The following is a 20,199-nucleotide window of genomic DNA, read 5'->3' as shown; positions in this document are numbered from 1 at the left end:
GGTGCGACATTGCGTGCACGGAACGGCGAGTTCGTTCCTGGGTTCCTTCTTCAAACAGGAGGCTATCATCATGACACTCAGGACATGGATCGCGGCTGCGTTGTTGGCGACCGCGCCGGTCTCCGCAATCGCGGCGCCGGGCGTCGTGCGCAACACGGTCACTCTGCGCGCCGGACCCGGCACCGAATTCCCTGCTGTCGATCGCATCCCCGCCGGCGCTCGCGTGAACATCCACGGCTGTATCCGCGGCGGCGCCTGGTGCGACGTGAGCTATGCTGGCGAGCGCGGTTGGGTCGCCGCGACTTCACTCGCCTACCTCTACGGACGGCAATACGTCTATCTGCCCGACTACGTCGACGACGTGCCGATCGTGCCGTTTGTCGTGGCGAGCTACTGGGGCAGCTATTATATCGGTCGCCCCTGGTATCACCGCCATGCCTATTGGAACCGCTACTGGCATCATCATCCGCCATTGGTGGCATATGGACCGCGCCAGCATCCTGATTTCGCCGGACAGACGGGGGCAGGCGTGACGCCTCAGCCGAACGTCGCCGGTCCCGGAGCGCATCCGTTCCCGCCGGGCGGCTTTGCGCAGCGCGGGTATGGAGCAGGAGGCACCGTGGGCATCGGGCATCGGGTCGCTCCGCAGCAATTCGGCGGTGTACAGCCGGGGACGCCTCTCGGCGCGCGCTTCGCGCCCGGCTCGATCGTTCGCCCGACGGTCACGCCGCATTTTGCGCAGCCCAACATCGTGCGACCAAGTGCGGCTCCGCTTGCGGCTCGTGCCCAGATCAATGCTCCGCGTGCTCCGATCGGTGGAGTTCCTCAGATCGGTGGCGTGCCGCGCATCGGCGGCGGCGCGGCCCTGGGGGTTGCACCCCATATCGGCAGCGTAGGTGGCCCGCGAGGCGGCGGACCCGGCCATCCGCATTGAGCCGCATTGATTGAGGGCGACTGCGGGATGCCCGGCCTCGTGCCCGGCGTCTTTCCATGCGTGTGGTGGACTGGCAACATGGCCTCAATGACTACCTCCAAGGTCCTCGCCAACGTCTCGCCCGATCCGCTGCCCATTGAAGAAGCTCGTGCTGGTCTTTCTGCTGCTCCTCGTCGTGCCGATCTCCGTATCGGCCGTAAATTACCTGCGCGACGACCGGCGTGGCAGTTGGCAAGCCGCGGAGCGTTCGAGCGCAGGGCTGTTGCCGCCTCCGTCTGCGCAACCGGATGCTGTGGTCCGCGTCTTCGCCGCGCGCACGGTACGCTGGCGCGGCATCTTCGCCGTCCACACCTGGATCGTGGTGAAGGAAAAAGGGGCGCCGCGCTACACGCGCTACGACTACACGGCCTGGGGCGAACCGATCCGGGTCGACGGCTTCGCACCCGATGGCCGCTGGTTCGGCGCGGTGCCCGAGGTGGTGCTCGCGGTCGACGGCGAAGCGGCTCGGGACGTCATTCCCAGGATCCGCAGCGTGATCGAGAGCTACAGATTTCGGGCCTATGGCGACTACAATGCCTGGCCCGGGCCGAACTCCAACACCTTCGTGCAGGCCTCGCTCAACGCGGTCCCGGAGCTCAAGGCGGTGTTGCCACCGACGACCATTGGCAAGGATTTTCCGGTCGCGGGCTGGTGGGGCCTCACCCCATCCGGCACGGGCGTGTTCGCTTCGCTGGGCGGTTATCTTGGGCTCACCGTCGGCTGGATCGAAGGCCTCGAACTGAACTTTTTCGGCGGCGTGCTCGGCGTCGATCTCCGCAGGCCGGCGCTGAAGTTTCCCGGCCTCGGCCGGATCGGAATGCCACTGGTGTGAGCGATCGGCGAGATTGGCTCAACCGAGCGCAAGCGCCTCAGCGTTTGCGCTCGCTGCGGCTGAAATTGCTCAAATGCCCTTCGCGTGCCGCCTGGGCGCGTGCCGCCTTTATGATGCCCGCACTCTTCCCAGGAGCTGCCACCAGCGACGGCAGCCGGGTCAGTTTCTTGCCGCCGCAGGTCGGGCAAACCGGTGTTTCCGCCACTCCGATCAGCAACTCGATGTCGTCGGCGCATTTGGCGCAATGGAAGCTATAGAGCGGCATGCCGCGTCTCCTGTTGGACGCGACCACTCTGCAGAAACCGGGCCAAGTCAATTTCCATCGCGATTGCCTCGAAGAGCGGCTGTTTGGGCCCGATCTGCGCGCAGTTTGTCCTGGAAATGACGAGGCCCGCGTTGCGGAGCCGACAGCTCGGTCAACCCTGACGTCAGCGTCCTACGCGCTGCTCTTCGGCGTATATTTGCCGGCGATGCATTTGTAGCTCTGCAAATGCCAGGCTTGATACGGCCCTTTGGAGAGCCAGTCGGCGATGCCGATCTGCGCGTTCACGGCACACGAGGTCATCGTGATTCCTGACATCTCGCTGTTGGTGACCACCTTCTCCATGCAGACTTGGCCATTGCAGAGCAGTGCGACGAGAGTGACCAGCACGGTATTCCTGCCTTCAAAGAGTGAACCCGGTTGGATTTACGAAAGCAGGGTTCATGCCAAGTGGTGAATCCCGGCCGTGATTCTACGGGCGCCTTCTGCCATTCGATCGTGGGCAGTCCGAAGGGTTCCGCGCTTGCTCGCCTCAGTCGACTTGAGGCGCTGAATCACCAGCATGGGCCCGCAATATCCCCAGGCGTGGCGCCGCTTGGCCTAGCAGGCGCCTGCGTTCTCCTGGGCGAGGCAGCATCGAGCTTTGCACATTGAATGAGCTGAGCTCGGTCAGCACGCACGCGGGGCTCGGCTTGCTAAGTTGGGAACAGACTGAATGGCTGTTCAAGAAAGTTTCGCCGCCGAAACCGGAACGGCGTTCTGGTGGCTTCGTTTTCTCCCCAGGGTAACGAGAGGAGAGAGGACATGCAGAAACTTTCCTACGTTTTCGCAGCGCTTGCGACCATCGCCGTAGCAGCGCCGACCATCGCCAGCGCCGAGGGGGTCGGGGTCCGCGTCGGCGTGGACCGCGACCATTATTACGGCCGCGACTATGGCCCGCGGGTCTACTACCACGATCGCGGCTTCCACCGCGGCTGGTACGATCGCGACGCCGATCGGACCGTGATCATCCGGCGTCACCACTATCACGATTGGGACGACTAACGAATTGCAGGATACCGATCGAGCAGGGATCGATTGAAATGGCTCCCCGAAAGGGAGCCATTTTTTGCTGGTGTGCGGAGCATGTGGGTGCGCGGCTCAGCGGAACAGCGCCACATAGATCACGTAGAGCCAGCCGAGAATGCCGTGGATGATCGCCCACAGGATGGAATGATTGTTGGTGTAGGAGATCGCGATGGCCAGCGCCGAGCCGAATCCGACGCCGTATTTGGCGCCCTCGATGCGGATGCCGTAGGTGCGATTGCCGTTCATGGTCTCCTCGCATCTCATCCTGGCGCAGCGTGCGCTCAGGCCTTGCGGACGAACTCGGATTTCAAATTCATCTGGCCGATGCCGTCGATCTTGCAGGCGATGTTGTGGCCGTCGCTTGCTTCCTGCAACCGGATGTTGCGCACCTTGGTGCCGCCTTTGACCACCGAGGACGAACCCTTGACCTTCAGATCCTTGATCACGATGACGCTGTCGCCATCGGCCAGTACGTTGCCGTTGGCATCGCGAATGCTCGCATCGTCCGCGGCCTCGGCCGCCGCGCCGGCTTCGCCGCTCCATTCATGGCCGCATTCCGGGCAGACCCACAGCGCGCCGTCCTGATAGGCGTGTTCGGATCGGCATTGCGGGCATGTCATCGCGTCCATGGTGACCTCATCTGTTGCAGTGAGGCAAACCGATAGGAGCGGAGCCGGGGAAGTCAAGCGCGGCGTCGCGCGTCGCCCCAAGGAGTGAAGCTGCCGTCTCCATTGATGCGAGTGATTGGCAGTTGCTGCTCGCGCCGGCCTGCGTACCGAGCCAGACGGGTGGCGAGGCTCAGGTGAATCGCTATCAACTTGAGCGAGATCATTTGAAGCAAAATCAATTGATGCGTGCGTGCGGCGGGCGTCGGGAACGTCGGGTACGACAGCCGGTTGAAAGATGCATCTTTCACCAAGAGGCGGCGTACCGCGCGATTGCGATGGCCCCGCATCGCGCCGCGCGATTTGCCGCAGAGGAGGCTGGCTATGAAGGAGATCAGGGAGCACATGGATGTGATCGGCGCCGACGGCGTGCACGTCGGCACCGTGGACCGCGCGTCGAAGGCAAACGCATCAAGTTGACCCGGAAGGACAGCGGCCAGGGCAGCCACCAGGGTCATCATCACTACATCGACAAGGGTCTGGTCGCCGACGTGGAAGGCGACAAGGTGCGGCTCTCGGCGATTGGCGCCGTGGCGGTCACGTTGGAAGACGAGAAATAGGCGCACGTTCAGCATCACGGCGGAGGCCAGCGTCTCCGCCGGAAGGCGCAACGGCAAGCGTAACGGAAAGTGCGAGAGGAGCTGGCCATGCGGATCTTGGATGTCGCAGGCGCGCTGTGTGTCGCCGGCGTCGTGGCGGCAAGTGCAATTGCGCCGGCATCGGCTGCGCCGGTGGCGGCGCTTTCGGCCGGCGCTCGGCTCATCGCTGCCGTGCCGGTGCAATTCGTCGGCTGGCGCCACGGGCCAGGCTGGCATAGCGGCTGGCGCTGGGGCCCGTATGCCTGGCGCAACGCCGATGACGAGGCCTGCTCCGGCGATCATCCGCCCTGGGCAAGCGCCTATGCCGGCTATCCGAGCTTCTGGTGCAGCCCGGGCTTCGGCGCCTATTATCGCCACTGGCCGCGGTGAGTGGCGGCGGCCGATTTCGATGTGATGGACTTGCCGGTCGCTCAACCGATCCTACACCCTCTGGGTCGGTGCCTTCGGTGACGGCGCACAGGCCGCGAGCGATGCCGGCCAATCGCTGCGCGTGCGGCTGGTATTGGCCCTCTTGACCCCGGCGTCGAGCACGAGCACGAACTCGGCCAGGTCGTCCTGAGCGTCCGCCGGCCATGCCTCGATGCGTTTCAGGACTTCGGTCAGCCTTGTTGTCTTCATGTCGCAGCATTCCCATGATGGAGCCGATGTGAGTGCCCGGCTCGACGAGCGGCGGCAGCAAGGCGGCGGATACCGCCTGGCTCAGTTGTTGTTCCCCCGATGTGTCCATCGCGAGGTGCGCGCCCGTCGCGTGACCAAGCGCGTGGATACGGGTCTCAAGCAGCCTTGGCGGTGGGTTCGCTTTCGGCGGATTCCATCGCACGCAGATACATGTCGAGCAGCGTCTCGTGCTCGTCGCGCTCCTCCTGGTCCTGCTTCCTGAGCTTGATGATCTCTTTGAGGATTTTGACGTCGAAACCTTCGCCCTTGGCTTCAGCAAAGACCTCCTTCTTCTGCTCGCTGATCTCCTGCAGTTCGGCGTCCAGATTTTCGATCCGTTCGACGAAAGACCTGATCCGGCCGCCGGGAATGCCGATGTCTGACATGGTGTCTCCTTGCTGAATGAGACGGTGAAAATGCGAGCCAAGATGTTGCCAATGCGTTAAGGATGATGGTTAAGACGCGCCGCTCGCGTCGTGTTGAAGCACCGCTAATCTCTCTCCTCGGCCGCAAGGCGTTTGAACTCCCGCTTCATCGCATTGACCCGGGCGAGATAGCCGGCAGCGAGGTGATCGCCGCAACGCTCGCCGTCGGCCGGTCGAAAGCCGCGGCGCATGAAGGCGGCGGCAGGGCCGGCGCCGCACAGATGGATCAAGGCGGCGAGATCCTGCCGCTGGAGCGCGTTCGGCTTTGCGTCGGATGCGCGGGCGAGCACGGCGGCGACCTGACGGTCGAGATAGATCGCCGTCAGTTCGACCGCATGGCGCGGCAGCGCACGGATGTAGGGGAGAAGCGAGCCGCAGCCATCGTCGGTGACGGCGTGGTCGCGGATGCAATAGCGCGCGGATTCCGCAAAGGCGGCGTCGGTCATCTGGAACAGGCCGACCGCGCTGGAAGCCGGCTTGTAGACGCTGAACGGATTGAGCGCGAGCTGCCAGCGCCAATAGGTGCGCGTCACAGGATTGCCGGAGCTCTCGGTCTGCGCCAGTGCAGCCAGCAGTTCGGGCGTGATCGTGGCGGTGGCGTAGGCGCGAAACAGCGATCCATACTGCCGCCAGGTCTCGGGCGGCTCCTTGTCGAGCCGGTGGCCGACAAAGACGAACAGCTCGCTCGGCTTGCGGATCACCTGATACATGATGTTCACCAGAAAGAACGCCGCGAGCAGGATCACGGCGAGCCCCGCGATCCGGACCGGCCGCGGCGTTGCGCTCAGCCTCCGCCGCGTCCAGCGCGCGCCGCGTCTGATCCGGCGGAGCAGGGCGGTCCAGCGCTTCTTGCGAGATCGGGGCTTGCGGACCATGTATCCGGTCAGCCCTTCGCCATCACCGATCGCCGGCAGATATAGACACCCGCGAGCACAAGCCCGACCGACACCAGCATCGCCAGCGAAAAATGCTCGCCGAGAAACATCGTCGCGATTACCAGCGATACGATCGGCTGGGAGAACTGGAGAGGCGCGATCGCCGACACGCCGCCGCGCTGCAGGGCCCAGAACCAGGCCGCGAAACCGATCAGCGTGCAGAACACCGCCAGGAACAGCAGCGAACCGCCGGCCAAGGCCGTCAAAGCCGCGAGCGGCTGCGCGAGGGATCGCGACAGGGGCAGCATGAAAACCGCGCCGAAGATGATCGACCATGCAGTGGCGCCGAACAGCCCGATGCGAGCCGATAATCTCGCGCCGGCCAGATAGCCGATGCTCACCGTGACCGTTCCCAGGAGAACGATGAGGTCGCCGAGCATGGTTCCGCTGCTGCCGACGTCCCCATTGAAACGCATGAGGATCAGCAGCGCCTCGCCGCACAAGGCGATCGCGCTTCCGACCAGCCAAAGCGGCCGTGGAAACGAGCGCAAGAGCAGATGTTGGATCAGTGCGGTGATCACCGGCGCACAAGCCAGGATGAGGGCCGCATGCGACGTCGAGGTTCGTGAAAAGCCGAGGCCCTGCAGGAAGAATGAGCCGCTGAACCCGATCACGCCGTTGACGGCGAGGGCAATCCAGGCTCCTTTGTCGGTCGGGAACGGTGGCCGACAGACGAGAACAATCGGTACGAGAAAGGCCGCCGCCATCAGCAGTCGCGACGGTCCGATCAGCGACGAGGACATCTCGCGCGCAACCAGCACGGTGGCGGCCGGCGTGGCGCCCCAGAACAGGACGGCGATCAGCCCGGCCAGATAGGGAAGGGAACGGCCGCCTCGCCTCGCCGCCGGCACGTCCAATGCCTCGGACGCGGCCCCGCCGGATCCCTCCAAGGTCAGTTTGTCCACGACCATGCCCTCTATTCACCAGCGACCGAATGAGCTTCATGCAGGTTGCATCGTCGCGCTGCAAGGTCGTTTCTTGATCACCCAACGCCAGCAGCAATCAACGCAATCCGCCTTCTTCGATCACAGGGGGCGCCCAGTTGAACGTTGCCAGCCAGCAGATACGATTCCGCGTTCTCGCGGCACGAATGCCCGAGTGATGTTCAATGGCTACACGCTCTCGATATCGAGGGCGCAGGGAAGGCTTTACGGCTTATACGCGCTCTCCTCGGGGACCGGCTTGATTGCCCCCGTCGCCTCGCGGATCATCTTCCACGCAGCTTGACACCAGCACCGGGATGCCAGGACCACACGATTTCGCCGTGCGTGTCAGGTCGTTCGTCCACGTGAAGATCACGGTCAACCCGACACGCCCACCGCATCCCACCCCGCGTGTCGTGACGATCGCGATACGCCCCTCGTGTCGAGGCGGGACGGCAAGATAAGAGCGTGAATTCTGAAAAAACGAAATAAGAATATTTTGATGCGAGAGGCTGGACAAACGAGCCAAATCAGTTAGCGCAGTTCGGTCCACGCCATCAACCGCAAGATCCACCGCGATGCGAATTCAGTGGTTCGTCATTGCGAGGAGCAGAGCGATCACGCAATCCAGTATCTTGCTCTCTCATTTGCCGTCCGAAGCCGGGTAGATCAGTCTGTCGCCGGCGCGCACGAAGCCCTGCGACAAGATCGCTGCCCGAACCTGATCCGCGTCCATCAAACGATGACCGCGCGGTCGGCGCGCTGCACGCCCAAGAGGCGAGGGGCTGTTAAGGACGCGGCCCGGCCGCCGCGGGTGAAGCCGTTGCCGCCCAAGACGATCAAGCGGGTGGCGCACATCATGTGCATGAGAAGCCGCCGAATGTGACTCGGCGCAAGGCCGCAGCATGGCTTTGGCTGATCAGCGCATCGAAAATCCGTTCGATGCCGCTGTGTGACATGACCGCAACCGCAGCGTCCACCATTCGATTGCGAGCGAACTCGTAAGAGCTGCGCCTCTGCGGCTGGAGGGGCTGCTCACCTTGCGGCTTCTCGCGATTTAGCCGGACTGGATATCGCCGGACGAAAAGGTTGCCCTCAACTGTTGCAAACGTATCGGCGGGAGCCTGAAAAGGTGCAGGATGCGGTGTTGCGGCGCAACCAAGATTCTTCAAGCAAGATTCTCAAGAAGGCATCGCGGCTCGAGCCGCATGCGGCGCGACAACGGCGCAAGCGGGTTCTGACCTCCGCCATGAGCCAAGCGTCTTGATTTTCGATTCGCGGCGTGTTTCTTTCGAATGAAAGGCGATACGAAAATAGCTCGCGCCACTGACGCGTCGCTGAAGATCAAATTGTCGCTGAATAAAAAGGGGGGACGAATGACGCACATCGCGCGGATGTCAGGACTTCTGCTGCTTCTCGGAACGGTCGCGGCGTCGCCAGTCCCAGCACTTGCACAGGATGAGGTGCAGCTGCTGCCGCCGAACTTGCTCGAAGCGACCTCGCCGGACATGACTCCGCCCGGGAAATTCAAGAAGGACGGGCCGTGGAAGATCGGCATGTCGTTTCCAGGCGTCGGCAACACCTGGATCGTCCAGATGGCTGAGGAAACGAAATACGAGGCGGCGCACAACCCGAACATCAAGCAATTCATCTTTACCGAGGCGAACTGGCAACCGGCCAAGCAGGTCGCCGACATGGAGGACTTGATCGCTCAAAAAGTTGACGTGTTGATCGTTGCTCCCCTCGCGCCGCCTCTCGTCAAGAAGCAGGTTGATGCTGCGGTAGCAGCGGGCATTCCAGTGATCAACTTCGGCAGCAGCAATGGTGAATTGGCTTCGACGGTCGAGATCATGGGCGGAGGAGAACGCTTCGGCGAGGTCGGAGGTAAATTTCTGGTCCAGAAGCTGGGCGGCAAGGGGACGATCTGGGCGTTTCGCGGCGTTGCCGGCGTCGGCGAGGAGATCTTGCGCTACAATGGATTTCGCAAGGCCATCGAGGGAACGAACCTCAAGATCGGCACCGAGGTTTACGGCGACTGGAATTATACCAAGGGCAAGCAGCTTTGCGAGAACCTCGTGCTGTCCGGTCAGCCTGTCGATGGCATTTGGTTCTCGGGCGCGGATATGACGCGAGCCTGCATCGACGTATTCAAGGAGGCCGGCAAGCCCCTGGTCCCAATGACGGGGGAAGCCAATAACGGCTTCTTGCGCGCGTGGACAGATGCAAAGGTCGAGGCCGTTTCCCCGATCTTCACGCCGGGACTAGGCCCGGCCGTGCTGAGGGCGGCGGTTGCTCTTCTCGAGGGTAAGTCGCTGCACAAATCCTATTATTCTTCGCCGGCGCCAATCGACAATGCCAATCTGAAATCCTACTACCGGCCGGATCTCAATGACTCCTTCTGGGTGACGTCGACGTTGCCGGAAGCGGAGATCCAGAAAATGTTCAAGCGCTAGACACCAGCGCGGAGCGGACGTGGTGCCTCCTCTGGCTGAAGCTCACCCGGCGGGTGGAACGTCGCGGCGGGACGATTCCGCTCCTTTGGTTTCGTTCGATAAGGTCGTCAAGCGCTTCGGATCGAACGTGGCGCTTAGTGAGGTGTCTGTCGATTGCGCGGCCGGCTCCGTTCATGCGGTTACCGGCGAAAATGGCGCCGGCAAATCCACGCTGATGAACCTGCTTGCTGGCGTGCATCGGCCGGACGAAGGAAGGATCTTGCTACGCGGCGAGGCCGCTTGGCTCGACAGCCCCCACGATGCGCAGCGTTCCGGCATCTCGACGATTTTCCAGGAATTGACGCTGCTGCCAAACCTTACCGTGGCGGAGAATCTTTTCCTCGGTCGAGAGCCTACGCGCCGCGGCATGGTCGACCGCAGAGTCATGCGCGCGAGGGCGGAGGTCGCCTTGAAGCGCCTCGGCAGCCGGATCGGTGTTGACGAATATTGCCGCGAGCTCTCCGTTGCTGATCAGCAGCTCGTGGAGATCGCCAAGGGAATCTCGGCCGACGCAGACATCTTCATCTTCGATGAACCGACGGCCGCGCTGAATGCGCCCGAGGTCGAGAAGCTTGGGGAATTGATCGCTTCACTCAAGTCGGAAGGCAAGCTGATCTTCTACGTCAGCCACCGGCTCGACGAGATATTCAAGTTCTGCGACCAGGTGTCGGTGCTCAAGGATGGCCAGCATGTCGCAACGCGGGCCGCGCGAGATCTCACCCACGACGAACTTATCTCGCTCATGGTTGGGCGCGTGCTTACGCAATTCTATCCCGCTCGCAAGCCGCTGCAGAGATCTTCGAATTCCGCGCTCGATGTGTCCGGCTTGGTTGCAGCGGAGGGCGGTCCTTCGGTTTCATTCGCGGTGCGGCGCGGAGAAATCCTTGGCCTCGCGGGACTCGAGGGGCAGGGCCAGCGCGATATCATCCGTGCGCTCGCCGGATTGCAGCCGGCGGTCCAGGGACAAGTGGCAAAGTCGAGCGCCGCTGGGGACGGCTCGCATCCACTCGATCTCACCGTGGTCGCCACCGCGCTCGCGGGTATCGGTTTCGTGCCTGAAGACCGGAAGTCTGAAGGGCTCTATCTCTCACTGTCGATCTCGGAAAATATCGTGCTCGGCATGCTTCGCCGTTTCTCGGTCTGGCAGCGCGCAAAGGTCAGGACGGACCTCGTCGCCAGCCTCATGGAGCGTATGCGCGTTCGCGCGACGAGTCCCAAACAGCTCGTAGGAATGCTGTCAGGTGGCAATCAGCAGAAGGTCATGATCGGACGTTGGCTGGCGTCCGGCGTCGATGTGCTTCTTCTGGAGGAGCCGACCCGCGGCGTCGATATCGGCGCCAAAGCCGAGATCTATGCATTGTTGCGAGATTTCGCGGATGGCGGCGGCGCGGTCGTGCTGACCTCGAGCGAATTGCAGGAAGTATTGGGGCTCTGTGACCGGGTTGTGGTCGTACGTGGTGGCGCCATCACCGCAGAACTCGACGGCGCTATGACCAGCGAGGAGGAGGTTATGCGCTTTGCCTTGACCGAACAATCGTCCGCCGACGGATCCCAGGCCGGGAGCGCCAATGCTTAGGCTTTTGCGCACACCGGGCCGCTCCGGCATCAAGGCAATGACGCTCGTGCTGCCGTTAGCCCTCTTCCTTATCCTCTGTCTTTCATCCTCAACTTTTCTCAGCTTTCAGAATCTTGCCAACGTCAACAGCCAGATCGCGGGACTTCTGATCGTTTCGCTGGGACAGATGATCGTGGCCATTTCCGGGGGCATCGACCTTTCCGTCGGCTCGGTCATGAGCCTGACGAGCGCGATGCTAGTCGCGCTGGATCCCCAGTTGGCAATGCCTGCTGTATTAGCGGTCGGCATTGCTGCCGGGCTTGTCAATGGAATCGGCGTGACCTTGTTCAGCGTCCATCCGCTCGTCATGTCGCTTGCGACCATGACCTTCTTGCAAGGCTTGGCTTTACTGATCCATCCCGTACCGGGTGGGGTGGTTCCGGAATATCTGAGGACGCTTGCAGTCTCGGAAGTCGACGGTATCCCGGCCGCGTTCTTCTGGTGCGTGGCGGCGGTGGGTCTGACTGCCGCGATGCTGCACCTCACCCGCTTCGGGCTCCGCATTTTTGCGATCGGCGCCAATCCGACCAGCGCGGCTCGCAATGGGGTTCCCGTCACCTTGCACAGGATCGCTTGCTACGTGATCTGCTCTCTCAGTGCGGTGTTGGCGGGCACCTTTCTGACAGCACGGGTCGCCGGAGGTGACGCAACGATCGGTGCGTCCTATTCGCTCGACTCCGTCACCGCCATCGCCTTGGGTGGGGTTCAACTGGCCGGCGGTGCCGGCAGCGTTACCGGTGTCGTTGCGGGCGTCCTTACGCTCGGCTTCATGACCAACGGAATGAATCTGGTCGGTATCTCGCCGTTCCTCCGAACCGCGGCCACGGGCTGCCTGCTGCTGCTGGCGATCGGCCTGCAGAGGCGGAAGGTGATCGGCGCATGACCGAGGTGACGATGGGTAGACCGCTCATGTGGGGGCAAAGGCTGCGCTCGGCGGCAAGTGCCGTTCGGGAGCTTCCATTCGCCTATGCCGCCCTCGTGATTTTGCTGTGCACCTCCTACCTGGTCCGTCCAGCGTTGCTGTCCCCGCTGCTCTTGTTCCTGATCGCGCGTCAGGCGGCTCCGCTCGGAATCGCAGTCATAGGCCAGTCGCTCTGCATGCGCGTCCTGTCGCTCGACCTTTCTATCGGCGGCGTTATTGTCGGCGTGAGCTATATTCTTACGAGCGGCTTGCTGCCGTTTTCCGAACCGGTCTTGCTCCTGATCTGCCTGGCCTTCGGTGCTTCGGTCGGATTGATCAACGCGTTCTTCATCACGCGCCTGCGTGCGTCCTCGGTGATCGTGACACTGGCCATGACCATGATCATCAGCGGCGTAGTCGTCTCGTTCAGCCAGTTAAGGTCGCCAGGGGACGCGCCCGTGCTGTTGCGCCAGATCGGGCAGCTGCGAGTGGGCGTCTTCCCGGTCGCGCTGCTGGTCTGGCTCGGCCTCTTGATGCCCGCTGCAATTTTTCTGCGGGTTTCGGTGTTGGGCCGCTATATCGATGCCATCGGCGCCAATCCGCAGGCCGCCTGGGTTTCGGGCATTCCCTACGTTCGAGTGGTGACGATCGTCCACGTCCTGTCGAGCCTGTTCGCCGTGTTTTCCGGGTTCCTGCTCATTGGCTTTGTCGGTGTCGGCAGCATGGATATCGGCCGCGACCTGGCGCTGAATTCGCTCGCGGCGGTCATTCTCGGCGGCGTTACCTTCGGCTCGGGCAGGGGGGGCGTGCTCGGCCCAACCGTCGCCGCCTTGATGTTGACGTTCAGCTTCAACCTGCTGACGAGCCTCGGGCTCGGCGAGCCTGCCAAGCTGATGCTGCAGGGGACGATTATCGGCGTCGCGGCGGCCGCCTATTCAGCGAGGCGTCAGTCCTGAGGCATTCGATAACCAAGCGAGAACGGCTGCGGCCGCAGGATGACAACAGGAGAGAGATGACATGACTGAGGTGATGGCTGGAGCCGAACCGTTCTTCATGCAGGGCAAGGGACCCGCGGTCCTCGTGCTCCACGGTTTCACTGGATCGACGCAAAGCATGCGGTATCTCGGCGAAGAGCTCCACCGACGCTTCGGCTTTACCGTGAGCGGCCCGCGCCTGAAGGGCCACGGCACCTCGCCGGACGATATGGAGACGACCGGCTATCTCGATTGGCTGGCGTCGGCGGAGCAGGCTCTTCATGAACTGGCAGGTCAGGGCAAAAGAGTATTCGTTACCGGCCTCTCCATGGGGGGCACGATTACCCTCAATCTTGCCGCGCGATTTCCGAACATCGTGGCCGGCGCCATCCCGATTAACGGCGCGGTCGGAATCTTTGACGGCGCAATGGCCGAACTCATATCGGACGGCGCAGCGCCGAAGCGTGTCCCGGGCATCGGCTCGGACATCAAGGCTGCAGGCGTCAAAGAGCTCGCTTATCAGGAGGTACCGGTCGCCTGCCTCCGGCAGGTCCACGTCCTGATTGCGGCAACCGAAAGCTTGCTGCGCAAGGTCACCTGTCCCACGCTCGCGATTCATTCCAAAGAGGATCACATCGTGCCGTCGACGAATGGCAAGCGAATCGCGCAGGAGGTGAGTTCAAGCGATGTGCGCCTGCTCTGGCTCGACAACTCCTACCATGTGGCGACTCTGGACAACGACAAGGATCTGATCGTCGAGCGCTGCGGACGATTCATCTCGGAGATAGCCGGGGCCGCAGTCTAGCGCCGCATTATTCAGGAAGGTGGGCCGATTGGTCGCAATCTTGAATATGCCTTGGCCATTCGCGGGGACTGCTTCGCTCGGCTCGCTATGACGGATGCTGGCAGCCCGATTTATCCCAGCAGCCATGGACCGAGTTGAGCGGAGCCATACCCACCAAGTCTGACGTCGTGGTCGGCGGGATTGCGATGCTCAACCCATTCTACGCCCGGTCCGCCGACGCCGGATAGATCAACGCGTCTCCGGCGCGCACGGCGCCTTGCGACAAGGTCGCTGCCTGTACCTGATCGGTGTCCATCAAATGGTAGACGGTGCGACCGGCATTGATCAGATAGTCGGCCACGATGCGCCGATGACAGCGCCACCACACGGCCTCCGCGCACATGATGGCCGTGCGCTGCTCGGCTGACACTTGCAGAAGACGATCGAAGCCGCGCCGAAAGTCGTCCGTGAGGGCGTAGTCCGCATAATGATGGAAGCTTTGGTTGGTCCAGAAGCCGTTGGTCTCCGGCGCGATGCCGCTCGCCTTGCGCAGGCCGCCGAGCTCGGCAATGCGCGTGTGGTTGATCTGATAGTGCGCAAGCGCGGCAGGCAGCACATCGGCATTGTACTGCGGGTTGGTCCGCGAGCGCGGGATGCGCCTGATATCGACGACGAGCTGAACGCGGCCGGCCCGCAGCAAGGTGACGAACTCGGCAATGGAGCGGGTGGAATGGCCGATGGTGAAGACGGGAGGAGCGCTGGGCGGCGGCGTGTTCTCGGAACGGTGCGCTGCTTCACCCATCCGAACCGCGGTCTTATTTGCCGCTCAGCTTCGTCAATGCGCTCTCCTTGTGCGCCGCGATGTGGTCGCTCTTGTCGCTCTTGATCTCGTATTGTGGCGACGCCTTGGAGGCGTGATGGCGGTGCCCCTTGTAGTCGAAGTCGCGCACGTGAACCGCGATGATGCGGCCGGTGACATGGCCGGCCTCCGAGTTCCAGGAGACGTGATCACCCTTCGCAAACTTTGTCATCGATCACCTCGCGCCGCACCGAAGAGGGGTGGTCACTTGACGTCGGGACTCGTCTGGGGCGCGCCGGTCGATTTCGCCTGCTCGCCCGCATTCGCATCCAGATAGGCGAGGGCCGCCTTCAGCTGCGCATCGCCAGGCTTGCCGATCAGGTCGGCCTTGATCGGGGCCGAAGACGTGGTTTTTTCATGCGACAGTGCGGCCTGCGTCGTGTTCGCGCCGGGCGTCGGCCCGAGCGGTCCCGGATTCTTGAACGCGCCCTGCAGCGCGGCTTCGCGCAGCAGGGGGCCGCCGCCGATCTGCTGGTCCTTGGGCGCTTCGACCACGACGTTAGGGGCGATGCCGTCATCCTGAATGGAGCGGCCCGAGGGCGTGTAGTAGAGCGCGGTCGTCAGCCGTACCGCGCCGTGTCCTTTCAGGGGGACAATGGTCTGTACCGAGCCTTTGCCGAAGCTTTGCGTTCCCATGATGGTGGCGCGGTGCCGGTCCTGCAGGGCGCCGGCGACGATCTCCGAGGCCGACGCCGAGGCGCCATTGATCAGGACCACGACGGGAACGCCGGGCAACATGTCACCATGCGCAGGGGCAGCGAAGCTCTGCTGATCGTCTGCCTGTCGGCCATGAATGCTCACCACCGGTCCGCCGTCGAGCAGATCGCCGGCGACGTCGACGGCCGCGGACAAAAGTCCGCCGGGGTCGTTGCGCAGATCGATCACGAGGCCCTTCACGCCGCCGTCAGGGCCCTGCTTGAAATCCGTGATCGCCTTCTTGAAGCCATCGGCCGTGTCGCCGCCGAACTGGGTGATCCTGATATAGCCGATGCCGCCGGGCTCGAGCTCAGACTTGACCGATGCGACCTTGATGATCTCCCGCGTCAGCGTGACGTCGAACGGCTCCTGCTTGCCGCGGAGGATGGTGACCGTCACCTTCGAGCCGGGATCGCCGCGCAATTCGTCGACCACCTTCTGCAGGCTGACCCCTTGCGTGCTGGTGTGGTCGACCATGACGATGGCATCGCCCGGTTCGAGCTTGGCGCGCGCGGCCGGGGTCCCATCGATCGGCGCGATGATCTTCACCACGCCCTCCTGCTGCGAAATCTGCATGCCAAGCCCGCCGAATTTCCCGGCCATGTCGGCCTTGGAATCCTTGAACTCCTGTTCGTCCATGTAATCGGAATGCGGGTCGAGGCGACGGAGCATCCCCTTGAGCGCGTCCTTGACCAGTTCGTCCGAGCCCACGGGATGAACGTAATCCTGGCGGACGAGTTGGATCACGCCGGCGAGCACGGCGAGATCCTGAGGCGCGAGCCCGGTGTCCTGGACAGCGACGGCGGTGACGAGGGGGACTGCGATCGCGCTTGCGCCTGCAATGAGACCGGCGATCAGCAATCGGGATTTGATCATGATGGTGCTACCCTCAAGGCTACGCTCGTCGCGGCGTTGGTTTGGCGGGAAGGTTTACAGGAACGACCGAACGGGAACTTTGTTTCAGTCAGGAAGCTAAAGCCACGCAAAATTGCGTTAGCTCGTCGCGAGCGCTCCGGCCGGGGTCGCATCGGGGGGCAGTGGCGGGATACAGTCATGAATTCGGCCACGCTCAGCTTGCCCATGCCGAGGTTGCGATTCCCGCGTGGCTGATCTGCGATCGTCGCTTTTTGTGGAAATGCGGGTGGGGCAAGGTTAAGCCGTTCTCGCGCTCGGATGTGCAGGATATCGCATCCGGCTATCCGAAGCGCGCTGATCGTGCGACCAGTCTGGCACGCATGATCGATATTCCCGAAACCGCTTTTGTCGAGACCGTGTCCGAATTCAACAGCCAAGCCGCGCGCGGCGGCAACGTCTGGCAGCGCTCGCTGGGCGGTGCCGGTCAAAACACCGGCCCTTGCATCGCACCGATCGAAGCACCGCTCTGTGCGCATGGCTCGCGGCTCCCGGGCTGGTTCGCTTGCAGCAACGATATGGCCTTGGTCATGGAAGGCGCCTATCCAGGGCTCACGATCACATTGGGGCCGGCACTTTCCTTCGGCCGGTTCGCCGGACCAACGGCTGCGGGAGCAAACATCTGATGGCAGGAGAGCCGGACGTTCTCGTCATTGGCGGCGGCAATGCCGCGCTGTGCGCGGCGCTGATGGCGCGCGAGGCGGGCGCCTCGGTGCTGCTGCTGGAATCCGCGCCGCAAAGCTGGCGTGGCGGCAACTCGATGCATGTGCGCAACCTGCGCTGCATGCACGATGCGCCGCAGGACGTGCTGGTCGATGCCTACAGGGAAGAGGAATACTGGCAGGACCTGCTCAAGGTCACTGGCGGCTTGACGGATGAGCGGCTGGCCCGGCTCGTGATCCGGCATTCCTCGCGCTGCCGGCCCTGGATGCGCCGTCACGGCGTGCACTTCCAGCCGCCGCTCTCCGGCGCGCTGCATGTGGCGCGCACCAACGCCTTCTTCATGGGCGGCGGCAAGGCGCTGGTGAATGCGTATTACCGCAGCGCCGCCGGGCTCGGCATTGCCGTGCGCTACGACACGCCGGTGAAGAGCCTCGAGCTCAAGGACGGGCGCTTCGTCGCCGCGATCACCGAGCAGGGTGAGCGCATCGCCGCCAAAGCTTGCGTGCTCGCCTGCGGCGGCTTCGAATCCAATCTCGCATGGCAGCGCGAAGCCTGGGGCCGCAACGAGCGCGGCGAATGGCCGGCGGAGAATTTCCTGATCCGCGGCACGCGCTTCAACCAGGGTGTGCTGCTGAAGTTCATGCTGGACGCCGGTGCCGACGCGATCGGCGATCCGACCCAGGCGCACTGCGTCGCGATCGACGCCCGCGCGCCGCTCTACGACGGCGGCATCTGCACCCGCATCGACTGCGTCTCGCTCGGTGTCGTGGTGAACCGGGAGGCGCAGCGCTTCTACGACGAGGGCGAGGATTTCTGGCCCAAGCGCTACGCCATCTGGGGACGGCTCGTGGCGCAACAGCCCGGGCAGACCGCATGGTCGATCATCGATCGCAAGGCCGTCGGCCGCTTCATGCCGCCGGTGTTTCCGGGCACGCGGGCCGAGACGCTGGAGGAGCTGGCGCAGAAGATCGGTCTCGATGTCGCGAGCTTCACCGCAACCCTGAACGCCTACAATGCCGCCTGCCGCCCCGGCAGCTTCGATCACACCGTGCTCGATGACTGCCGCACCGAGGGGCTGACCCCGCCGAAGACCCATTGGGCCCAGCCGATCGATGCGGCGCCGTTCTTCGCCTATCCGCTGAAGCCCGGCATCACCTTCACCTATCTCGGGATGAAGACCGACGAGAGCGCCGCCGTGCGTTTTGCCGGCGTGCCAAGCGCCAACCTGTTTGCGGCCGGCGAGATGATGGCCGGCAATGTGCTGGGCAAGGGCTACACCGCGGGGGTCGGCATGAGCATCGGCACCGCGTTCGGCCGCATCGCCGGCGTCAATGCCGCCGCGAGCGCCGGATTCCATCATCCCGAGTTCAAGGAGGAGCTGGCCTATGCCGCCGCTCACTGAGACGATCGCGGCCGCGGCCGGCTCCACCATGCCGGACCTGAGCGCGTTACTCGGCAAGGACGAGCAGGAGATCGCGCGGGTCATGCAGATCTGCAACGCCTGCCGCTATTGCGAGGGCTTCTGCGCCGTGTTTCCGGCGATGACGCGCCGGCTCGAGTTCACGGGGGCCGACACGCATTACCTCGCCAATCTCTGCCACAATTGCGGGGCGTGCCTCTACGCCTGCCAATATGCGCCGCCGCACGAATTCGTCGTCAACGTGCCCAAGGCAATGGCGAAGGTGAGGGGGCGGACATATCGGCACTATGCGTGGCCTTCCAGCTTCGGACAGCTCTATCAGCGTCAAGGCCTGACGCTTGCGCTCGCGCTGGCCGGCGGGCTTGCGTTGTTTCTCGTGCTCGCGACCGCCATCGCCGGCGGGCTGACCGACAAGCCGCTCGGCGGGAATTTCTATGCGATCTTCCCGCACAATCTTCTGGCGAGCCTGTTCGGCGCCGTGTTCGTGTTCGCCATGGTGGCTTTCGCGGTCGGCGTCGTCAGGTTCTGGCGCGACATCTCGCCGGCGCGCGAAGCGATCCCGCCGGGGGCGGCCGAGCTGGCCAAGGCGCGCGGTCCGGCCGCGGTGGAAGCGGCAAGCGACGTTGCCCGGCTGCGCTATCTCGGCGGTGGCCATGGCGAGGGCTGCAACGAGGACGACGATCGCTTCACGCTGTCGCGGCGCTGGTTTCACCAACTGACGATGTACGGCTTCCTGTTGTGCTTCGCCGCCACCAGCGTGGCGACGCTTGACCACTACGTCCTGGCCTATGAGGCGCCATATCCCTGGCTCAGCCTTCCCGTGATGCTCGGCACGGTCGGAGGCATCGGCCTGTTGGTCGGCCCTGCGGGCCTGCTCTGGCTCAACCTGCACCGTAGTCCCGAGCGGGGCGATGCCGCGCAGCGGCCGATGGACCGCGGCTTCATCGCGCTGCTCTTCATCGTCAGCCTCACCGGGCTTGCTCTGCTCGTGCTCCGCGACACCCGGTTCATGGCGCTGTGGCTTGCGATCCATCTCGGCACCGTGATGGCGCTGTTCCTGACCTTGCCCTATGGCAAGTTTGCGCATGCGGTATTCCGTACGGTCGCGCTCTTCAAATATGCGCTGGAGAAGCGGCTGCCGAACCGGATTGGCGTCGGCGGAGAGTAGGGCCGCGACCATCCGGCGGCGCGGATCGATCGACGCGGAGCGTGCAGCCTCGCTGCGCCTGGCCTTCGCTGCCCAACACGGGCCTCCCGTCCTTTGCCGACGGAGCGGCTTCGACTCGTTCCACACTGTCAAACCGCAGATCTCCCGACAGCAGATATGATGATACGTTCTCGCGGCACGAGGTGCCCGAGAGATGCACGGGTAGCTTCACGCTCTCGAAATCGAGGGCGCAGGGAAGGCCGGATGCAAGGCCAGCACCCATGGCCCGCCTGCAGAAGAAAAGCAGGCGGCAGTCACCACAGGTACGGCCTACAACCGGCCTTCCCTGCGCGATGGTTTTAACGCTTATACGCGCTCTCCCCGGGGACCGGCTTTC

25 protein-coding genes and 1 pseudogene are annotated in these 20,199 nt (G+C 63.5%); 13 read left to right on the top strand and 13 right to left on the bottom strand.

Annotation, left to right across the window (positions count from 1 at the left end; translation table 11 throughout):
- The first annotated feature begins 70 nt into the window (after positions 1-70).
- Both QXZ85_RS28845 and QXZ85_RS28840 read left to right on the top strand, forming a co-directional pair.
- Positions 71-934, top strand: a complete 864-nt coding sequence (locus QXZ85_RS28845; RefSeq protein ID WP_316175361.1) for an SH3 domain-containing protein — start codon at positions 71-73, stop codon at positions 932-934.
- A 148-nt stretch (positions 935-1,082) separates the two neighbouring features.
- Positions 1,083-1,805, top strand: coding sequence for a DUF3750 domain-containing protein (locus QXZ85_RS28840; RefSeq protein ID WP_315768883.1), 723 nt, complete (start codon positions 1,083-1,085; stop codon positions 1,803-1,805).
- Positions 1,806-1,842: 37 nt separating this feature from the next.
- On the opposite strand, the gene QXZ85_RS28835 is transcribed toward QXZ85_RS28840, so the two are convergent.
- Together QXZ85_RS28835 and QXZ85_RS28830 are read right to left on the bottom strand one after the other, a co-directional pair.
- On the bottom strand, positions 1,843-2,070 hold the full coding sequence (locus tag QXZ85_RS28835) for a zinc ribbon domain-containing protein (RefSeq protein WP_315703627.1): 228 nt from the start codon (positions 2,068-2,070) through the stop codon (positions 1,843-1,845).
- 171 nt (positions 2,071-2,241) lie between these two features.
- Positions 2,242-2,457, bottom strand: a complete 216-nt coding sequence (locus QXZ85_RS28830) for a hypothetical protein (RefSeq protein ID WP_315703628.1) — start codon at positions 2,455-2,457, stop codon at positions 2,242-2,244.
- Positions 2,458-2,871: 414 nt separating this feature from the next.
- Between QXZ85_RS28830 and QXZ85_RS28825 the strand changes: the two genes are divergently transcribed.
- The gene (locus QXZ85_RS28825; protein WP_315703629.1) at positions 2,872-3,111 is read left to right on the top strand and encodes a hypothetical protein; all 240 of its coding nucleotides are present in this window, start codon (positions 2,872-2,874) and stop codon (positions 3,109-3,111) included.
- Between the two features lie 96 nt (positions 3,112-3,207).
- Here the strand turns inward: QXZ85_RS28825 and QXZ85_RS28820 are convergent, their stop codons facing one another.
- From QXZ85_RS28820 to QXZ85_RS28810, 3 genes are read right to left on the bottom strand one after another with little or no spacing between them, the layout of a single operon-like run.
- Positions 3,208-3,381 (bottom strand): hypothetical protein, encoded by a 174-nt coding sequence (locus QXZ85_RS28820; RefSeq protein ID WP_315703630.1) that lies wholly within the window; start codon positions 3,379-3,381, stop codon positions 3,208-3,210.
- A gap of 35 nt (positions 3,382-3,416) precedes the next feature.
- A complete protein-coding gene (locus QXZ85_RS28815) occupies positions 3,417-3,764 on the bottom strand; it encodes a zinc ribbon domain-containing protein YjdM (RefSeq protein WP_315703631.1) in 348 nt (115 codons plus the stop codon).
- Between the two features lie 53 nt (positions 3,765-3,817).
- The gene (locus QXZ85_RS28810) at positions 3,818-4,147 is read right to left on the bottom strand and encodes a hypothetical protein (RefSeq protein ID WP_316175364.1); all 330 of its coding nucleotides are present in this window, start codon (positions 4,145-4,147) and stop codon (positions 3,818-3,820) included.
- Here QXZ85_RS28810 and QXZ85_RS28805 point away from each other — a divergent pair.
- A pseudogene (locus QXZ85_RS28805) lies at positions 4,125-4,360 on the top strand (DUF2171 domain-containing protein). The gene QXZ85_RS28810 and the pseudogene QXZ85_RS28805 sit on opposite strands and share 23 nt — an antisense overlap.
- Positions 4,361-4,447: 87 nt before the next feature.
- On the top strand, positions 4,448-4,768 hold the full coding sequence (locus tag QXZ85_RS28800) for a hypothetical protein (RefSeq protein ID WP_315703634.1): 321 nt from the start codon (positions 4,448-4,450) through the stop codon (positions 4,766-4,768).
- A 51-nt stretch (positions 4,769-4,819) separates the two neighbouring features.
- Here QXZ85_RS28800 and QXZ85_RS28795 read toward each other — a convergent pair whose 3' ends face one another.
- The 5 genes from QXZ85_RS28795 to QXZ85_RS28775 form a co-directional block, all read right to left on the bottom strand.
- Positions 4,820-5,017 carry a hypothetical protein gene (locus QXZ85_RS28795; protein ID WP_315703635.1) on the bottom strand — a complete coding sequence of 66 codons (198 nt, stop codon included), beginning with the start codon at positions 5,015-5,017 and terminating at the stop codon, positions 4,820-4,822.
- 155 nt (positions 5,018-5,172) lie between these two features.
- On the bottom strand, positions 5,173-5,442 hold the full coding sequence (locus QXZ85_RS28790; RefSeq protein ID WP_315703636.1) for a DUF2312 domain-containing protein: 270 nt from the start codon (positions 5,440-5,442) through the stop codon (positions 5,173-5,175).
- A 104-nt stretch (positions 5,443-5,546) separates the two neighbouring features.
- Positions 5,547-6,356 (bottom strand): transglycosylase SLT domain-containing protein, encoded by an 810-nt coding sequence (locus QXZ85_RS28785; protein WP_315703637.1) that lies wholly within the window; start codon positions 6,354-6,356, stop codon positions 5,547-5,549.
- A gap of 8 nt (positions 6,357-6,364) precedes the next feature.
- Positions 6,365-7,327 carry a DMT family transporter gene (locus QXZ85_RS28780; RefSeq protein WP_315766112.1) on the bottom strand — a complete coding sequence of 321 codons (963 nt, stop codon included), beginning with the start codon at positions 7,325-7,327 and terminating at the stop codon, positions 6,365-6,367.
- An 869-nt stretch (positions 7,328-8,196) separates the two neighbouring features.
- The gene (locus QXZ85_RS28775) at positions 8,197-8,511 is read right to left on the bottom strand and encodes a hypothetical protein (protein WP_315768887.1); all 315 of its coding nucleotides are present in this window, start codon (positions 8,509-8,511) and stop codon (positions 8,197-8,199) included.
- 123 nt (positions 8,512-8,634) lie between these two features.
- Between QXZ85_RS28775 and QXZ85_RS28770 the strand changes: the two genes are divergently transcribed.
- The 5 genes from QXZ85_RS28770 to QXZ85_RS28750 all read left to right on the top strand — a co-directional run bounded on the left by QXZ85_RS28770 (position 8,635) and on the right by QXZ85_RS28750 (position 14,126).
- Positions 8,635-9,792, top strand: a complete 1,158-nt coding sequence (locus QXZ85_RS28770) for an ABC transporter substrate-binding protein (protein ID WP_315703640.1) — start codon at positions 8,635-8,637, stop codon at positions 9,790-9,792.
- Between the two features lie 127 nt (positions 9,793-9,919).
- Positions 9,920-11,407: a sugar ABC transporter ATP-binding protein gene (locus QXZ85_RS28765; protein WP_315765599.1), complete on the top strand. Its 1,488-nt coding sequence runs from the start codon at positions 9,920-9,922 to the stop codon at positions 11,405-11,407.
- On the top strand, positions 11,400-12,329 hold the full coding sequence (locus QXZ85_RS28760; RefSeq protein WP_315703642.1) for an ABC transporter permease: 930 nt from the start codon (positions 11,400-11,402) through the stop codon (positions 12,327-12,329). Before QXZ85_RS28765 ends, QXZ85_RS28760 begins: the two co-directional genes overlap by 8 nt.
- Before the next feature lie 11 nt (positions 12,330-12,340).
- Complete coding sequence (locus tag QXZ85_RS28755; RefSeq protein WP_315730923.1) at positions 12,341-13,303, top strand: ABC transporter permease; 963 nt, start codon at positions 12,341-12,343, stop codon at positions 13,301-13,303.
- A 61-nt stretch (positions 13,304-13,364) separates the two neighbouring features.
- On the top strand, positions 13,365-14,126 hold the full coding sequence (locus QXZ85_RS28750; RefSeq protein WP_315743415.1) for an alpha/beta hydrolase: 762 nt from the start codon (positions 13,365-13,367) through the stop codon (positions 14,124-14,126).
- Between the two features lie 199 nt (positions 14,127-14,325).
- On the opposite strand, the gene QXZ85_RS28745 is transcribed toward QXZ85_RS28750, so the two are convergent.
- The 3 genes from QXZ85_RS28745 to QXZ85_RS28735 are packed head-to-tail and all read right to left on the bottom strand — an operon-like array spanning position 14,326 to position 16,536.
- On the bottom strand, positions 14,326-14,907 hold the full coding sequence (locus tag QXZ85_RS28745; RefSeq protein ID WP_315703645.1) for a DUF488 domain-containing protein: 582 nt from the start codon (positions 14,905-14,907) through the stop codon (positions 14,326-14,328).
- A gap of 13 nt (positions 14,908-14,920) precedes the next feature.
- A complete protein-coding gene (locus QXZ85_RS28740) occupies positions 14,921-15,136 on the bottom strand; it encodes a DUF2945 domain-containing protein (RefSeq protein WP_315729185.1) in 216 nt (71 codons plus the stop codon).
- A gap of 32 nt (positions 15,137-15,168) precedes the next feature.
- Complete coding sequence (locus QXZ85_RS28735) at positions 15,169-16,536, bottom strand: S41 family peptidase (protein WP_316228794.1); 1,368 nt, start codon at positions 16,534-16,536, stop codon at positions 15,169-15,171.
- Between the two features lie 41 nt (positions 16,537-16,577).
- On the opposite strand from QXZ85_RS28735, the gene QXZ85_RS28730 reads away from it, so the two are divergent.
- Genes QXZ85_RS28730 through tcuB form a run of 3 tightly spaced genes read left to right on the top strand, consistent with a single transcriptional unit; the run spans position 16,578 to position 19,823 of the window.
- On the top strand, positions 16,578-17,198 hold the full coding sequence (locus tag QXZ85_RS28730; RefSeq protein WP_315743417.1) for a hypothetical protein: 621 nt from the start codon (positions 16,578-16,580) through the stop codon (positions 17,196-17,198).
- Positions 17,198-18,637 carry an FAD-dependent tricarballylate dehydrogenase TcuA gene (gene tcuA, locus QXZ85_RS28725; RefSeq protein WP_315703649.1) on the top strand — a complete coding sequence of 480 codons (1,440 nt, stop codon included), beginning with the start codon at positions 17,198-17,200 and terminating at the stop codon, positions 18,635-18,637. Before QXZ85_RS28730 ends, tcuA begins: the two co-directional genes overlap by 1 nt.
- Positions 18,621-19,823, top strand: a complete 1,203-nt coding sequence (gene tcuB, locus QXZ85_RS28720) for a tricarballylate utilization 4Fe-4S protein TcuB (RefSeq protein WP_315729188.1) — start codon at positions 18,621-18,623, stop codon at positions 19,821-19,823. Before tcuA ends, tcuB begins: the two co-directional genes overlap by 17 nt.
- Positions 19,824-20,199: the final 376 nt, after the last annotated feature.

The organism is Bradyrhizobium sp. SZCCHNGR1005 (assembly GCF_032489995.1).
GTDB lineage: Bacteria > Pseudomonadota > Alphaproteobacteria > Rhizobiales > Xanthobacteraceae > Bradyrhizobium.
Note: the sequence above shows the minus strand (reverse complement) of the source record. Positions and strands in the feature narration are given on the sequence as shown.

Bases quoted from the DNA above. Each gene is read 5' to 3' on its own strand.
- QXZ85_RS28810 (WP_316175364.1), bottom strand. From the start codon at position 4,147: ATGTGCTCCCTGATCTCCTTCATAGCCAGCCTCCTCTGCGGCAAATCG.
- QXZ85_RS28780 (WP_315766112.1), bottom strand. From the start codon at position 7,327: ATGGTCGTGGACAAACTGACCTTGGAGGGATCCGGCGGGGCCGCGTCC.
- QXZ85_RS28750 (WP_315743415.1), top strand. From the start codon at position 13,365: ATGACTGAGGTGATGGCTGGAGCCGAACCGTTCTTCATGCAGGGCAAG.
- QXZ85_RS28800 (WP_315703634.1), top strand. From the start codon at position 4,448: ATGCGGATCTTGGATGTCGCAGGCGCGCTGTGTGTCGCCGGCGTCGTG.
- QXZ85_RS28760 (WP_315703642.1), top strand. From the start codon at position 11,400: ATGCTTAGGCTTTTGCGCACACCGGGCCGCTCCGGCATCAAGGCAATG.
- tcuB (WP_315729188.1), top strand. From the start codon at position 18,621: ATGCCGCCGCTCACTGAGACGATCGCGGCCGCGGCCGGCTCCACCATG.
- QXZ85_RS28820 (WP_315703630.1), bottom strand. From the start codon at position 3,381: ATGAACGGCAATCGCACCTACGGCATCCGCATCGAGGGCGCCAAATAC.
- QXZ85_RS28735 (WP_316228794.1), bottom strand. From the start codon at position 16,536: ATGATCAAATCCCGATTGCTGATCGCCGGTCTCATTGCAGGCGCAAGC.
- QXZ85_RS28745 (WP_315703645.1), bottom strand. From the start codon at position 14,907: ATGGGTGAAGCAGCGCACCGTTCCGAGAACACGCCGCCGCCCAGCGCT.
- QXZ85_RS28835 (WP_315703627.1), bottom strand. From the start codon at position 2,070: ATGCCGCTCTATAGCTTCCATTGCGCCAAATGCGCCGACGACATCGAG.
- QXZ85_RS28795 (WP_315703635.1), bottom strand. From the start codon at position 5,017: ATGAAGACAACAAGGCTGACCGAAGTCCTGAAACGCATCGAGGCATGG.
- QXZ85_RS28825 (WP_315703629.1), top strand. From the start codon at position 2,872: ATGCAGAAACTTTCCTACGTTTTCGCAGCGCTTGCGACCATCGCCGTA.
- tcuA (WP_315703649.1), top strand. From the start codon at position 17,198: ATGGCAGGAGAGCCGGACGTTCTCGTCATTGGCGGCGGCAATGCCGCG.
- QXZ85_RS28770 (WP_315703640.1), top strand. From the start codon at position 8,635: ATGAAAGGCGATACGAAAATAGCTCGCGCCACTGACGCGTCGCTGAAG.
- QXZ85_RS28790 (WP_315703636.1), bottom strand. From the start codon at position 5,442: ATGTCAGACATCGGCATTCCCGGCGGCCGGATCAGGTCTTTCGTCGAA.
- QXZ85_RS28845 (WP_316175361.1), top strand. From the start codon at position 71: ATGACACTCAGGACATGGATCGCGGCTGCGTTGTTGGCGACCGCGCCG.
- QXZ85_RS28755 (WP_315730923.1), top strand. From the start codon at position 12,341: ATGGGTAGACCGCTCATGTGGGGGCAAAGGCTGCGCTCGGCGGCAAGT.
- QXZ85_RS28740 (WP_315729185.1), bottom strand. From the start codon at position 15,136: ATGACAAAGTTTGCGAAGGGTGATCACGTCTCCTGGAACTCGGAGGCC.
- QXZ85_RS28815 (WP_315703631.1), bottom strand. From the start codon at position 3,764: ATGGACGCGATGACATGCCCGCAATGCCGATCCGAACACGCCTATCAG.
- QXZ85_RS28785 (WP_315703637.1), bottom strand. From the start codon at position 6,356: ATGGTCCGCAAGCCCCGATCTCGCAAGAAGCGCTGGACCGCCCTGCTC.